The sequence below is a fragment of the Sediminispirochaeta bajacaliforniensis DSM 16054 genome (assembly GCF_000378205.1).
GTDB classification, from domain to species: domain Bacteria; phylum Spirochaetota; class Spirochaetia; order DSM-16054; family Sediminispirochaetaceae; genus Sediminispirochaeta; species Sediminispirochaeta bajacaliforniensis.
Genome location: NZ_KB899410.1, coordinates 170953 through 183972, shown reverse-complemented (window position 1 = coordinate 183972; position 13020 = coordinate 170953). Strand labels below are relative to the sequence as shown.

General features: G+C 50.8%; 15 protein-coding genes and 1 tRNA gene. 11 read left to right on the top strand and 5 right to left on the bottom strand.

The window, feature by feature from the left end:
- Positions 1-5: 5 nt before the first annotated feature.
- Positions 6-926 carry a radical SAM protein gene (locus F459_RS0106465; protein WP_020611925.1) on the bottom strand — a complete coding sequence of 307 codons (921 nt, stop codon included), beginning with the start codon at positions 924-926 and terminating at the stop codon, positions 6-8.
- A gap of 140 nt (positions 927-1066) precedes the next feature.
- Here F459_RS0106465 and F459_RS0106460 point away from each other — a divergent pair, with 140 nt between their 5' ends.
- The 9 genes from F459_RS0106460 (at position 1067) to F459_RS0106420 (ending at position 5391) form a co-directional block, all read left to right on the top strand.
- On the top strand, positions 1067-1435 hold the full coding sequence (locus F459_RS0106460) for a P-II family nitrogen regulator (protein ID WP_026294922.1): 369 nt from the start codon (positions 1067-1069) through the stop codon (positions 1433-1435).
- Positions 1410-1871 (top strand): PTS sugar transporter subunit IIA, encoded by a 462-nt coding sequence (locus tag F459_RS0106455; RefSeq protein ID WP_154651640.1) that lies wholly within the window; start codon positions 1410-1412, stop codon positions 1869-1871. The genes F459_RS0106460 and F459_RS0106455 overlap by 26 nt, the downstream gene beginning before the upstream one ends.
- Positions 1868-2380 carry a Na+/H+ antiporter subunit E gene (locus F459_RS0106450; RefSeq protein ID WP_020611922.1) on the top strand — a complete coding sequence of 171 codons (513 nt, stop codon included), beginning with the start codon at positions 1868-1870 and terminating at the stop codon, positions 2378-2380. Before F459_RS0106455 ends, F459_RS0106450 begins: the two co-directional genes overlap by 4 nt.
- Positions 2381-2389: 9 nt before the next feature.
- Positions 2390-2683, top strand: a complete 294-nt coding sequence (locus F459_RS0106445) for a monovalent cation/H+ antiporter complex subunit F (protein WP_013256312.1) — start codon at positions 2390-2392, stop codon at positions 2681-2683.
- The gene (gene mnhG, locus F459_RS0106440) at positions 2680-2985 is read left to right on the top strand and encodes a monovalent cation/H(+) antiporter subunit G (RefSeq protein WP_020611921.1); all 306 of its coding nucleotides are present in this window, start codon (positions 2680-2682) and stop codon (positions 2983-2985) included. Before F459_RS0106445 ends, mnhG begins: the two co-directional genes overlap by 4 nt.
- Positions 2973-3227 (top strand): Na(+)/H(+) antiporter subunit B, encoded by a 255-nt coding sequence (locus F459_RS0106435; protein ID WP_020611920.1) that lies wholly within the window; start codon positions 2973-2975, stop codon positions 3225-3227. The genes mnhG and F459_RS0106435 overlap by 13 nt, the downstream gene beginning before the upstream one ends.
- 2 nt (positions 3228-3229) lie before the next feature.
- A complete protein-coding gene (locus F459_RS0106430) occupies positions 3230-3655 on the top strand; it encodes an MnhB domain-containing protein (protein ID WP_020611919.1) in 426 nt (141 codons plus the stop codon).
- Positions 3656-3709: 54 nt separating this feature from the next.
- A tRNA-Leu gene (locus F459_RS0106425) sits at positions 3710-3793 on the top strand.
- Between the two features lie 152 nt (positions 3794-3945).
- On the top strand, positions 3946-5391 hold the full coding sequence (locus tag F459_RS0106420; protein WP_245540102.1) for a sensor histidine kinase: 1446 nt from the start codon (positions 3946-3948) through the stop codon (positions 5389-5391).
- 74 nt (positions 5392-5465) lie between these two features.
- On the opposite strand, the gene F459_RS0106415 is transcribed toward F459_RS0106420, so the two are convergent.
- The 4 genes from F459_RS0106415 to F459_RS0106400 all read right to left on the bottom strand — a co-directional run bounded on the left by F459_RS0106415 (position 5466) and on the right by F459_RS0106400 (position 10806).
- On the bottom strand, positions 5466-5807 hold the full coding sequence (locus tag F459_RS0106415) for a P-II family nitrogen regulator (RefSeq protein WP_020611917.1): 342 nt from the start codon (positions 5805-5807) through the stop codon (positions 5466-5468).
- A gap of 12 nt (positions 5808-5819) precedes the next feature.
- On the bottom strand, positions 5820-7163 hold the full coding sequence (locus F459_RS0106410) for an ammonium transporter (RefSeq protein ID WP_020611916.1): 1344 nt from the start codon (positions 7161-7163) through the stop codon (positions 5820-5822).
- A 222-nt stretch (positions 7164-7385) separates the two neighbouring features.
- Positions 7386-8042: a hypothetical protein gene (locus tag F459_RS0106405; RefSeq protein ID WP_020611915.1), complete on the bottom strand. Its 657-nt coding sequence runs from the start codon at positions 8040-8042 to the stop codon at positions 7386-7388.
- A gap of 94 nt (positions 8043-8136) precedes the next feature.
- A complete protein-coding gene (locus F459_RS0106400; protein ID WP_020611914.1) occupies positions 8137-10806 on the bottom strand; it encodes a hypothetical protein in 2670 nt (889 codons plus the stop codon).
- A gap of 101 nt (positions 10807-10907) precedes the next feature.
- On the opposite strand from F459_RS0106400, the gene F459_RS0106395 reads away from it, so the two are divergent.
- Together F459_RS0106395 and F459_RS0106390 are read left to right on the top strand one after the other, a co-directional pair.
- Positions 10908-11648 (top strand): substrate-binding periplasmic protein, encoded by a 741-nt coding sequence (locus F459_RS0106395; protein ID WP_020611913.1) that lies wholly within the window; start codon positions 10908-10910, stop codon positions 11646-11648.
- Positions 11649-11653: 5 nt separating this feature from the next.
- Positions 11654-13012 carry a sensor histidine kinase gene (locus F459_RS0106390; protein WP_020611912.1) on the top strand — a complete coding sequence of 453 codons (1359 nt, stop codon included), beginning with the start codon at positions 11654-11656 and terminating at the stop codon, positions 13010-13012.
- Positions 13013-13020 lie beyond the last annotated feature (8 nt).

The window sequence follows — 13020 nt, the reverse complement described above, 5'->3', positions numbered from 1 at the left end:
AGGCTTCAGCAGTGCCAGACGGGTTGGGAAAAGGCCGGGGGAAAGGGATTGTCTCTCGTAAAATCGGGAATCCAGGGGCGTTCGTCCCCTGATTCCTGGATAAACCCCTCTTCGATACCAAGCTCGCCAAGGAAATCCACAAGCTCATCGTACTGTGCTTCGCCGAGCACCGGGCCGTCATCACCACCGTCGATATCCACAAACTGCACCATAAGCGAGAGCAGGGTTCTATCGGCAAGATGCTCCGCATACCAGCGAAGAAGCTCCTTGCTCTCCTCCAGCAGCCCCGGCATCACGAGATGGCGGACAATCACTCCCCGTACCAAACGGCCATGCTTATACTCGAGGGGATGGGAGCGGCCCATACGTTCGATGGCAGCCTTTGCGACGACCGGATAGTCGGGGGCCCTGAAAAGGCGACGGGCACGCTCGGAAGAGAGGGTTTTTAGATCGGGAAGATGAATATCGACAAACGACTCGATAAGGTCGAGCGTCGAAGGGCTCTCATACCCCGATCCGTTCCAGACTACAGGGATCTTTACAGAAGCCATCTCCAGGGCCGTGGCCACCGAAGGGGCGAAATGAGTGGCGGTAACGAGATCTATTGTCTCGGCACCCTCCTTTTCAAGACGGGAAAAAAGCCCGGCAAGCTCCTCTACGGAACGTTCTCCGCCATAGCCGCCACGGCTTATCTGCCTGTTCTGACAAAAATTGCAGCCGAGGGAACAACCGGTAAAAAAGAGCGCGCCGCTCCCCTTCTCCCCGGCGATGGGAGGCTCTTCCCCGCGGTGAAGGACGGCACAGGCCGCCCGAACGACCGCGCCCTCTCCGCAGATCCCGCGGACAAGGGAGCTCCGATCCACACCGCAGTTGCGGGGGCATAGGTGACAGTTACGATAATAAGCGGAAAGCTCTTCATTTTTCATCGTCTTCTACCATATCGAAAAAGCAGATTTCGGAACAGGGCAGCCCCGGCAGAAAGAAGCTTGACCGAAGAGAAGAGGACGCCTACACTGATGCAAGAAGAACCAAGTCTAAAAGCCAAAGTGAGGGGAGAGCCCTGTCGTTGAAATTACTGGTTGTGGTATTGAACAAGGAAGAGTTACTCGACGAGGTACTCTCGGCCTATGTTGAAGCGGGTATCGACGGCGCTACTATTCTCGATTCGGAGGGTATGGGAAGGTTCCTCACCTACGAAGTGCCTTTGTTTGCCGACTTCAAGAGCTTTATGAAAGGAAACAAACCCTATAATAAAACCATCTTTTCCGTAGTCCGGGAGGAAGCGGCAATCGGACGCCTGCGAAAACTTCTCGATTCGGTGGTGGGGGGGCTTTCGGAGCCGGGGACCGGTATCATGTTTACCCTTCCCGTCGACTTTGCAGCGGGTTTGGTTGGAATGGAGGAAACGGGTGAAAACCATTGCGACGATGCTTGAGGAAGGTGTCATCGATCTTTCCCTGAAAGCAAGCCGAAAAAAACAGGCTATCAAAGAACTTGCCGCTCTTCTCGCCGAAACGAAAAAGGTTTCCGACTGTGAAAAGATCGCAAAAGCGGTGCTCGCACGGGAAAAGGTGGCATCCACCGGTATCGGCCACGGAATTGCAATTCCCCATAAGCTAAGCCCATCGGTACAAGAGACGGTGATGATCTTCGGCCGAAGCAAAGAGGGAATTGCATTTGATGCAATCGATCGAAAACCGGCCCACCTGCTTTTTTTCATCGTCGGCCCTGAAAACTCGAGTGCAGATCATCTGAAACTCCTCAGCAGGCTCAGCAGGCTTCTGACCCAGGAATCCTTCCGTGATCAATTGCTGGAGGCCCGATCCCCCGAGGAGGTCGTGGCCCTTTTCAGAAACAACGAGGAATCATGAACCTTTATCGCAAATGGTCCTTTGTCAGGATGCTCCTCACCAGCTTATACCTTTTTCCCGCCTGGCTCCTTTTCACCTGGTCGACGGAACCAGCAAACCTTATTATGGGCGCTTTCTTTTCTCTCCTTATCGCAAGTCTTACCTATCCCCTTTTTATCGATCAGAGCGAGGCGGGAAGAAGGAGCCTTTTACCGAAGATACCTCTATTGTTCATATACCTTCTTCTGGTGGCCTGGAAAATGTATATCTCAAGTTTCCAGGTTGTCTGGAAGATTATTCGGGGACGATACAACCCCAGGATCGTTCACTTCCGTACCCGCCTTTCTTCGGACACAGCCCGTACCGTGCTGGCGAACTCCATCACCATGACCCCCGGAACCATCACCGTCGATATGAACGACGATCACCTGATCGTCCACTGGCTTGATGCTCCGACAACCCATTCCCGTTATGCCGGAGAACTTATCAAGGGAAATATGGAAAGGCTCCTGCGCCGTATCTGGATATGAGGTGTTTCTATGGATATTTTTGCTTCCGCCCCTCCCGTTTCGCTGCTTCTTGATCTCATGCTCGCCTTCCTTCTCGGCTCCGCTTTAATCAGCATGATAAGAGTCGTGATAGGCCCAAGTGCCGCAGACAGGATGATAGGTCTCAACCTGGTCAGCGGCCAGATTCTTGCCCTCCTGGTTCTTCTTGCTGTCAGGGGAGGACATGGAATATACCTCGACGTAGCCTTGGTCTACGACATCTTCGGCTTTGTCGGTCTTCTTGCTATTACCCACTACCTGCAGCGAAAGGGAGAAGGAGAGTGAGCTGGATAACAGCGCTCTTTTTCCTTCTGGGCGCCCTCTTCGCCCTTATGGGGAATCTCGGGACCCTCCTTTTTCCCGATGTCTATACGAGGCTCCAGGCGGCTTCCACCTGCAGCACCACCACGGTTTTTTCGATCATGGTAGGTTCTCTTTTCATAACCGGTTTTTCACTAATGGGCGGGAAAATTCTGGTTATCACCCTTTTTTTCATGATATCAAGCCCCGTATCCGGCCATATCATTGCCCGCTATGCATGGCGTAGCGGGCAGGTTCCCTGGAGGCGGCCGACATGGAAGCGATAGCAATAAGTGTCACCCTCGGGATGCTGGTGATCGTATCTATCACGGCCCTGCTTGCAAAGCGTCTTTTGGTTTCGGTGATATTGATGTCGGTATTCAGCCTCCTTTCTGCCCTCCTCTTTTACCTTTGCGATGCACCCGACGTGGCAATAACCGAAGCGGCCGTCGGTGCCGGCGTTTCCACCTTCATCTATGTATGGGCGATTCATAAAACCAGTCACATGGACGATGACGGGAAGGAGTAATCGTGGGCAATGGATTTAAGACCGACATTCTCGATACAGTCAGCAGAAAACTGGGGCCCTACGTTCTTCTCTTCGGCTGTTACATGATAAGCTACGGCCATGTAAGTCCAGGTGGTGGTTTTCAGGGCGGGGTGGTTTTGGCCTCGGGTGGGATTCTGATGCTTCTCGGTTGCCGCGAGGAACGGATCGAAGGGCTGTTCCCGCTTTCGGCCCTTAGCCTTGCCGAGGCTTTCGGCTTCCTGATCTTCCTTGGAATAGGGATCGCAGGTATCCTTTTCGCCGGTTTCTTTTTAGCTTCCCCCTTCGGCTCTCCAATCGAAAGCAAGAGTGTAATTCCCTGGTTTATCTATATGCTGAATATGGTGATAGGCATTAAAGTCGGAGCGGGAGTCGGTCTTATCTGCATCGCCCTGCTTCAAAAGAGTTGAGACGAAATTGAACTTGATAAAGATTACTGATGTGTGGTATGTTTTCGAAAGCTTGCCGGCGTGGCGAAATTGGTAGACGCAGCAGACTCAAAATCTGCCGCCTTCACGGGTGTATCGGTTCGAGTCCGATCGCCGGCACTATACATCCTTTCCAGGCCACCTATTTCTCCTGAAAAACCACTCTCAGAGCGTGAAATTTTTCTCGTACGATAAGCCTTGATTGACGGTTGAATTCTACTGCCCCTATAATGGTGGCAGTATCGGCAACCAGGGGTTGTATAAATTTAATGATGATCTGCAAAAGTTCTCTTCATGATTCGGCCGGCCGCACCAATGATATTCTGCTTGTCGAAGACGATAAGCAGGATGTACCGATCCAAGACTCCGGCCTCATTGGCGCTGGCTATCGCATACACCGAACGTCTTCCTGCCGCGAAGCACTTCGTATCGTAACCAGACGTGATCGGGATTATTTGGTTCTGATGGCCACAGAACTCTCCAATGGCCAGGATCCCATCGAAACAACGCGGCAAATGCTTTCGACCCGGCATGTTCCCGTCATTTTTCTGTCAAAGTATTCAGACGGCAACACCTTGCAAAGGATTTCATCCGTCTCGCCCCGCTACGGCTTTTTATTGCGGCAAAGTGAACCTTCACTGTTACTGGCATCGGTTGATATCGCCTTCGAGCTTTATAGATCACGGACGACAGGGCCGGGGAAGAAGCCAAGGAAACGCGTTGCATCCGACACAAGTCATTCACGTCTGTTTATCGACAATGCAGTCGACGGAATCGTCATTATAGACGAGGAGGGGACCATTGTAGAGTGGAACCGGGCCCAGGAAGAAATCACCGGGCTTTCCGCTTCGAAGACGCTGGGTATGCACGTTTGGGATATTGAGCTCCTTCCCGAAACATCCACGGCGGCGATGCACCACTATGTTGAAAGGGGAAAGATTCCACAAGAGGATTCTCTATCCGTGACGGAGATCATCCGTGCAGACAAGGCATCCAGAATTGTTGAAGTGGCAACCTTCGGATTTACAACCGATTGCGGTCATGCCGCCGCCAGCATCACACGGGATCTAACAGACCGTCTTGGAACTGATGCAAGGATACAAGGCTTGTTAAAGGAGAAAGAGCTCCTCCTGAAGGAAGTACATCACAGGGTGAAGAACGACCTCGCCTTTGTCGGATCCATGCTGATGCTGCAACTCGGCATGGAGGAAAATGAAGAGGTAAGGGAATCTCTCACAGATGCACAAAAACGGATTGCCGTGGTCATGCAGGTATATGAAGACCTCTATCGAAACGACAGCACAAAGCATGTGGACAGCCGATCGGTGGTGAGAAAAATTATAAGCGAAGCGCATACAATAGCTCCGGGGTGCGCCCCGCTCTTTTGCCTTGACGTCGAATCGATAAAGCTTCCTCCCCGAACGGGAATAGCCTTTGGTACAATCCTGAATGAGTTACTGACCAACAGCATCAAATATCGAAAATCATTAACGGAAGGACCGAAAATCAGCATTACCCTCACTACCGATAGGCCCAATTATATGAAACTGAAGGTAAGTGACGACGGAATAGGTTTTCCCGATTCGGTCCTTGCCGGGAATTTCTCAGGCTTCGGCTTAACGGTTATCGATACGTTGGTCAGACAATACGGCGGCAGTCTCATTATGGAAAACAGCATAGGAGCCTTTGTTTCGATCGAGATGAGAATTCGCATGTAGAGTAAAAAAGCCCCCTGCCGTCAGGCGGCAGGGGTACACCCACACAGAAGGGAATACTTTTTGTAATACGGCAATCAGCCGATTGCTTCACTTCCTGTTTCCCCGCTCCGGATTCGAATGGTTTGCTCTATGGGAAGAACAAAAATCTTGCCGTCGCCGATCTCACCGCTCCGGGCACCAGCGATAATCCCCTCTATTGTGGCATCAACAAAGGAGTCGTTGACGGCAATTGCGATCCGAACCTTTTTCAAAAGATTCACCTCGATATCCACACCGCGGTAGGATTCATGATAGCCTTTCTGTTGCCCACATCCAAGGGCATTTGTAATTGAGAGCTTGTAGATCTCTCTGCTGTACAATTCCTGCTTCACTGCATTCAGACTCTCCGGCTGAATGTATGCAATCACCATTTTCATCGCATACCCCCTCTACTGGTTGGAAAAGATCTGGAATCCGTAATACGACTCCATTCCATGCTCTTCGATGTCCAATCCGGATAGCTCCGCCTTTTCGCTTACCCGAAGTCCCATGGTAGCCTTGAGAATAAAGAAGAGCAGGAGAGCAAGAACAAACACCCAGACAAAGACCGAGAGAGAACCTAAGAGCTGAACTCCCAGCTGATGCAGCCCTCCGCCGTAAAAGAGACCGGTAACATCACCGGCGCCGGTTCCGAAAAGCCCCACGGCCAAGGTTCCCCAAACACCGCAGACGCCATGAACAGAAACCGCACCAACGGGATCGTCGATCTTGAGGACCTTGTCGATAAACTCTACAGAGCCGACAACCAGCATTCCCGCGACGGCCCCTATGATAAGGGCACCTACAGGGGAAACGACGAAACAACCGGCGGTAATTCCGACGAGACCTGCAAGGGCACCGTTGAGGGACATACTGGGATCGGGCTTACCGAAGGCAATCCAGCTGGTACCCATTGCAAAAATTGCTCCGGTAGAAGCCGCCAAGGTAGTGGTAACGGCGATAAAGGCGATACTGGGGTTGGTACCGCTGAGGGTACTTCCGGCATTAAAACCGTACCATCCAAACCAGAGGATAAAAACGCCAAGGGCGGCCAGTGGCATGTTGTGACCGGGAATGGCCTTCACACCGACCACTTTCCCATTGGAATAGATATATTTTCCTGTCCTCGGGCCAAGAACGATGGCACCGGCAAGGGCAGCCCAGCCTCCGACGGAATGAACAGCCGTAGACCCGGCAAAATCATGGAAGCCCATGCTGGCAAGCCAGCCCCCGTTCCATATCCAGTGACCGGAAATGGGGTAGATCAGGCCCGAAATTACCACACTGTAGACAAGGTAGGATGCGAACTTCGTCCGTTCCGCCATTGCCCCGCTGACGATGGTCGCGGCTGTTGCGGCAAAAACAACCTGAAACATCCAACTGGCAAAGTCGGAAAGCTCAAAACCAACAAGGAAAAACTGATCGGTTCCGACGAAACCGCCGGCGGATGTCCCGTACATAAGACCCCAGCCGACCGCAAAATAGATCACGGCACCGGCAGCAAAATCCATAAGGTTTTTCATCAGAATATTCCCCGCATTTTTAGCGCGGGTCAGACCGGTTTCAACCATCGCAAAACCCGCCTGCATAAAAAAAACCAATGCCGCAGCGATCACCAGCCAGAGTGAATCGAGGGCATCATATGCACCTTGTACGGACGGACCATCCCCCTCCGCAAAAAGTGCAACAGCACCGGACAGAAGTAAAAGTGTTGAAATTAGTGCAACCTTCCGGCTTTTTCTCCAGAGATGCATACACTCCTCCTAAAAAATGTTTCTATTCAACATCTTGCAGGAATAGTGCCATCTCGAAGTGATATGAGAAAAAAAGATAAATTTTTTGTAATTCCTGTAATTTGATAGAGTTAGACAAGCTGTTCGATAATCAGGAAGTGGAAAAAAAGTTACATAGAGGTATGATGTTATTTATTATACTACATTATTGTAATGTAAAATCAATATTCATACATTTTTGTATCATAAAATGATTTTCCCACCAATAATGACTTTTGCCTCTTTAAATGGAAAATCAGAGGTGGTAAAGGAACCATACTTGTCACTATCGAATTCCACCGGACCTATCGAACCATGGTACTGGAACTTTGTGTAGAAACCAATCCCTCCGAAATTCACTCCAAGGCCAAGGCCGAGAAAACAATATTCCCGTGCAAGAAAGGTAAACGGTTCATTCAGATCATAAGAGCTCCCGTCCCGTTCATAGCTATCGATGGAAGCGGTCATGGTTCCGAAACCTCCTTCGAAAAAGGGATCGAGGAAGGCTGTTGTTCCGAAAATATGGTAGCTGAGAGAAAGATTGACATCAACATCTATCATGTCGTAGGAGTAGTCATCAGAAGAAAGGACATCATAATAGTCCCAGTTGTAAAAGCTAAAGTAGGTATAGAGTCCGAGAGCAAGCTTTTTGAAAAGCAATTCGGCATTTACCCCGTAATAGACCCCCTCGCCCTCTGCGAAATGACTCCAGATATCTTCGCCACTTGAAGAGTCTATCTCTTCCCGATCCATGTACAACGCCCCTGAGAAGCCGAGGGAAAGCTTCAGAGCAAAGAGCCCCGAGGTGCTCAAGGTCAACAGAAGCACGAAGATAGTAAACCGTATCCTCTTTACTGCCATCGCCGCCCCTCCTCATGCAACGGTAGGTATAGAATATATAATACCGTACCAAAGGAACTTCTTCCAGTGATTGATCCTATTTATTCATTTATCTCTAAAACTTCCAGGGCATGATCGATGTTTTACCGTTATCCGGGGAAATTCTCCGCCCCTCGTCACTCTGTCTGAGCAGGGCTTCGACATCCGTTCCAAAATCGGTAACCATGGGAAGAAAAAGTTGGACGCGAAAATCTCCGGGAAACAATACCGGCGCCTCATTGCCCAGGCTCCACTCTTCCACCCGAGAGGCGACGCCGCGAAAGAGTTCTCTTCCATCGATGTGTCCATTTTTGTCTCGATCGGACTCGGCTGATACCAGCGTCTGCAGAAGTGCTTCGGCAAAAAGAGAGTTCTTCACCTTCTCGACTTCTTCGGCATCCGCTGCCGCTTCACGACGGTTTGCATCGAGGATGACGGCACCGGTGCGAGGGAAACAAGCCATGGAGTAGAAGCGGGCAGCCTCCCCTGCCACAGGATCGGAGAAAGAGGGAGCACCGTCTACATCTACCGCATCGAGCAAGAGCAGCCGTCGCCGGGCGGGAACAGCATCCAAAAGACGCCAAAACTCCTGAAACGGGATCGAGACCTCCGGGGCCATCAAAAAGCGATCATCACTATCCTTCGAAGAAGAAAGTGGCCCGGAAAAAAAGAGTACGACGGTATCATCAGGGCTGGTATTCATCAGAAATCGATGCGCCTCCTGAAAGCTTTGAGGCGAAATCTGCGTATTGTTGTAGGATCTGTGGGTAACGGCAAAGGAACGGTCGAATACCACGTTATCGAAATAGATATGAAGATCTGAAGCATCTTTGGCCGCATAGCGAAGAGACGGTAGGGTACCTTTCGTACCGGATATGCCGAAGCCCACATAGTAGGTTTCCCCCGCTTTGGCCTTGCGAACGGTCGCATAACGACAGCGGGGCAGCGATGTGATTCCCCTGATATCGGTGCAACGTATCTCAATCTTGTTGACCCGTTCAAAAAGTTCGATCTCTTCTTCGAAATGAAGAGAAGAATCCCTTTCCACCTTTTTCCCTTCTCCGGCATAGAGGGGGACACCATTCACAAAAATTTGATAGCGCCCAATCGGGGCCCCGCCAGGCAACAGGGAAAAAGAGAGGGATTCGGAAGTTTTCATGTCGGTGATACGATGGTTTTCCGCAGCTTCGATCACCACGCGCGGGGGGATTTCCGCCCAAAGCGCTTTCGCATCCGCCTCTTGTGTCGGCCCAATGTGCATATCGGGACGATTAAGAGGGCCTGCATGCTGAGAGGCAAGCAACACTCCTTCTCGGCCTGCCACCCCGAACATGGTATCGGCATTGCGGCTCCCCGCAAAAAGCCCTCCGTCGGTAAAACTCACCCACCCCGATCCCCTTACGGCAAGACTCACAGGCGCTCCACATTGTGGTTTCTGCGGCTCTATCCGAATAAGGCCTTGCATATCGACCGAAAGCAAGAGATCGGTCCCCCTCCCCCACATGTTACCCTCCCGTGCAAGAGCGGATGCATCCCGGGGAATTTCGGAAAGCAGAGCCACAAGTATCCCGTGAAAATCCCGTTTTTCAATACGATCGGGAAAACGCAGGATCACATGGCGTCGCTCCCCATCGAGAAACACCTCGAGAAGAGGGGAAAGCGATCCAGGAAGGCGGTTGAGATAGAGGCCCTCATCATCATCGTAAAGAAATAGATTCCCCCACTCTGCCTCCGCCGATGTGCCAAGGAGATTAAAAAGAAGGTAGCCGCTGGAAACCGAAAAAAAGGCAGTACTGGCCCTTCCTCGAATGGTGTGGTATAAGCGGGGGACCTGCTTTTCGTCCCTTGTCGAGAAACGGTAGAGCTTGATCCGTTTCCCTCCGTAAATCGCCATTCGATCCCCAGCTGTTTCCAGGCGAATCGCCTCTCCCTGATCAAGGTCGAGGCACCAAAGGCGATGTAAAGCTAAATTCGTATCGACCGCCCAGGCCACACCCTTTCCTCGGTCGTCGTGTACCAGAAAACGATCAGGGCCCAACCACAGGCAGGACACGATCCTTCCCGGGCCGTCGCCTGGGGGAAAATCAAGCAGAGAAGGAGATGATAATGAGTATCCACCTTCAAACGATAATCGAAAAAAGAGCACCGAAGAGCCCACAGGAAGAAGCAGGAACCTGCCGTCGACGGAAAATGAGGGAGCTGAGGATGGTACAAGACCGGGAGGAAGAGGGGTTTCAAACACCTCTCCTTCGGTAGCATCTATGAGTCGAAGCTGCTTCTTATCATTTTCACCGGTAACAATGGGAAAAAGCATTCCGAAACTATTTCCGAGAAAGGCTATCGGACTCTGCGCCCCAAAAAGAAGGCGATCACTTCCTTCGACACGCTTTGCCGCCATGAGGCCCCGCCGGTTCCTGGTAAGATAGACGAAATTCCCCTCCGATCCCAATGGGGCACATGCCCCAGAGGAGGGAATTCTCCTTAGAATGCGTCCATCCTCATCCCATAAAAGCAGGAGCCCATCCCCTTCTCCCGCCGTAAGAAACAAGCCTCCCGGAAGCGACACACCATCTGCTACGGGAGCGGCATGGGAGGCTTGAACAACAAAAGGAAGACGAGTGGAAGCAGGAGGGGTTTCCTGAACCTGTACGACCTCTATGGGAGCCGTCGTACAGGCAATCGAAACGAAAACAGAAGAAAAAATCACCGATGCTGCCAAAAGATGTGCATAAAACGAGCCTTTCATAGCCTATATATCGGAAAGCGGATGACAAAACAGAAGAGAAAGCGAGCCACAGGCCTCCTTGTTTTGACAAAACAGTATAAGCGACGCATACTGAAATTTGTATGAGACGACTCCCTCTCCTTTTTATCTTTTTTCTCCTTATGTTTCCGATCTCGGTCGCTTCCCTCAAAGCGGAGTCACTTCCTCCTCTCATCCTATCGACGGCAGACACGCCCCCCTTTTCCAAGACAAACGACATGGGATATTACGATCTAATTATCAGAGAGGCTTTTACGCGTATCGGAAGACGTGTTACCATTCTCCACTTACCGAGCGACAGGTCCCTTGCCGAAGCCGCTTCGGGGAATATCGACGGCGAATACGCGAGAACCGAAGGCATGGAAAAATTCCATCCACATCTTATTCTTGTTCCCGAAAAATTGAGTGATTTCAATTTCAGTGCTTTTACGTGTGATTCCGCCATTTCGGTAGCTTCCTGGGACGATCTTGCGGCCTATCATGTCATCTTCATCAACGGATGGAAGATCTTCGAGGAGCATGTAACCGATGCAAAAAGCATTGTTACGACATCAAACGAAACCTCGCTTTTTTCCATGCTTGTGGCGGGAAGGGCCGATATCATTCTTTACAACGATAAACGAGGAGAGTATTATCTTCGAACGCACGACATCAAAGGAGTCAGGATTCTCTTTCCGCCCCTTGCCCAACGAGAAATGTATCTGTATCTGCATGATCGCCATGCTTCCCTGGTAGAGCCTCTTGCCGAAGCTCTTGCAGCAATAAAAGAAGAAGGCCTTGCCGAACATTATGTGCACGCGGCCGTCGAATCACAGAACGAGTAGAGTAGATGCATCGGTATAAAGGAAAAATCTCCCGGCAATTTGCAGGATATATGGCCATTATCGCCTTCATCTCAACCATGGGCACGGCATTGATCAGCTTTCGGTACGAAAGTGCATATCAGCAACGACAGTGGGAACAGGACCTTAAGGCTGTCCAGGAAGAATGGCTGCCCCTTCTCTCCAGAGCAGCATGGTTGCTTTCGACGGAAGACATCCATCTCATCCTGCTCGCCGTTTCCCAAATACAAGAGGTGGATGGAGTGCGTCTCGATCTCTATGGGCAGCAAAGTTACCAGATGTCCCGAAGGGTCATACACGAGCAACTGAGGTTCTCATGGCCTGTGACCTATAAGCGGGCAGGAAAGCCAATTGAAATCGGAAGGCTTACGCTCTTCAAGCGAACATTTTCTCTGGGCGAACGCATAGAGCGGCTTATACCAGGAAGATTGCTCTGGGAAGGTCTGAAAATCGCACTCATCATTATTCCCGTTTTTCTGTTGGTGCGTATCGTTGTGACAAACAAAATCGATACACTTTCGGAAGTATTAATCCGACGTACAAAAAATCTAAATGATGACACATACCGGGAAATAACGATACCGGGCAGGAAAATCTTCTCAACGAAAGACGAATTCGACCAGCTCGTAGCCGCATTCAATCAGCTACTCAGGGAAATACGCAAGGAACGCGATATCAGGGAAAAAAGTGAAACCACCCTCATTCGATTGCTCAAGGAGAAGGACATTCTCCTCCGGGAAGTTCATCATCGAGTAAAAAACAACCTCCAGATTATTATCAGCCTGATAGGGCTTCAATCTGCGACAATGAATACGAAAGAAGGAAGACAAGCGCTGGAGGAGGCGGAACGAAGGATCAAAAGCCTGGCTCTTGTTCATGAACAGCTCTATCTGGAGGACTCCATAGATACCGTCGACCTCCGCGCTTATATCGACTCCCTTCTGAACAATATCTCGCTCACCATGAATCGAGGCGGTCCCAATGCTGTCATGATCAGAACCACGGGAGATCATGTGCACCTCTCCCTGGATCGGGCAATTCCCCTGGCACTCATCCTCAACGAGCTTTGCACCAACGCCTTTGAGCACGCTTTTCCCGACGGAACACAAGGACGGATCGAGGTTTTCGTTGCCGCAAAGGAAGCGTACTTTACGGTGACCGTCACCGACAACGGGAAAGGGTTCTCCGATCACCTGCTCCAGGAACAAGCTACCGGATTCGGGCTTACCATTGTGCAGAAGCTAATTGAACAGATAGATGCAACACTCTCCAGAGAGAGTAAAGGCAAGGGGACCATCTTCTCAATGAGCATCCCCTATGACCGAAGTATACGCAAATCAGTATAGTCACTTTG

Coding starts and splice junctions, on each gene's coding strand:
- F459_RS0106465 (WP_020611925.1), bottom strand. CDS start 926: ATGAAAAATGAAGAGCTTTCCGCTTATTATCGTAACTGTCACCTATGC.
- F459_RS0106450 (WP_020611922.1), top strand. CDS start 1,868: ATGAACCTTTATCGCAAATGGTCCTTTGTCAGGATGCTCCTCACCAGC.
- F459_RS0106445 (WP_013256312.1), top strand. CDS start 2,390: ATGGATATTTTTGCTTCCGCCCCTCCCGTTTCGCTGCTTCTTGATCTC.
- F459_RS0106435 (WP_020611920.1), top strand. CDS start 2,973: ATGGAAGCGATAGCAATAAGTGTCACCCTCGGGATGCTGGTGATCGTA.
- F459_RS0106420 (WP_245540102.1), top strand. CDS start 3,946: ATGATCTGCAAAAGTTCTCTTCATGATTCGGCCGGCCGCACCAATGAT.
- F459_RS0106415 (WP_020611917.1), bottom strand. CDS start 5,807: ATGAAAATGGTGATTGCATACATTCAGCCGGAGAGTCTGAATGCAGTG.
- F459_RS0106410 (WP_020611916.1), bottom strand. CDS start 7,163: ATGCATCTCTGGAGAAAAAGCCGGAAGGTTGCACTAATTTCAACACTT.
- F459_RS0106405 (WP_020611915.1), bottom strand. CDS start 8,042: ATGGCAGTAAAGAGGATACGGTTTACTATCTTCGTGCTTCTGTTGACC.
- F459_RS0106400 (WP_020611914.1), bottom strand. CDS start 10,806: ATGAAAGGCTCGTTTTATGCACATCTTTTGGCAGCATCGGTGATTTTT.
- F459_RS0106395 (WP_020611913.1), top strand. CDS start 10,908: ATGAGACGACTCCCTCTCCTTTTTATCTTTTTTCTCCTTATGTTTCCG.
- F459_RS0106390 (WP_020611912.1), top strand. CDS start 11,654: ATGCATCGGTATAAAGGAAAAATCTCCCGGCAATTTGCAGGATATATG.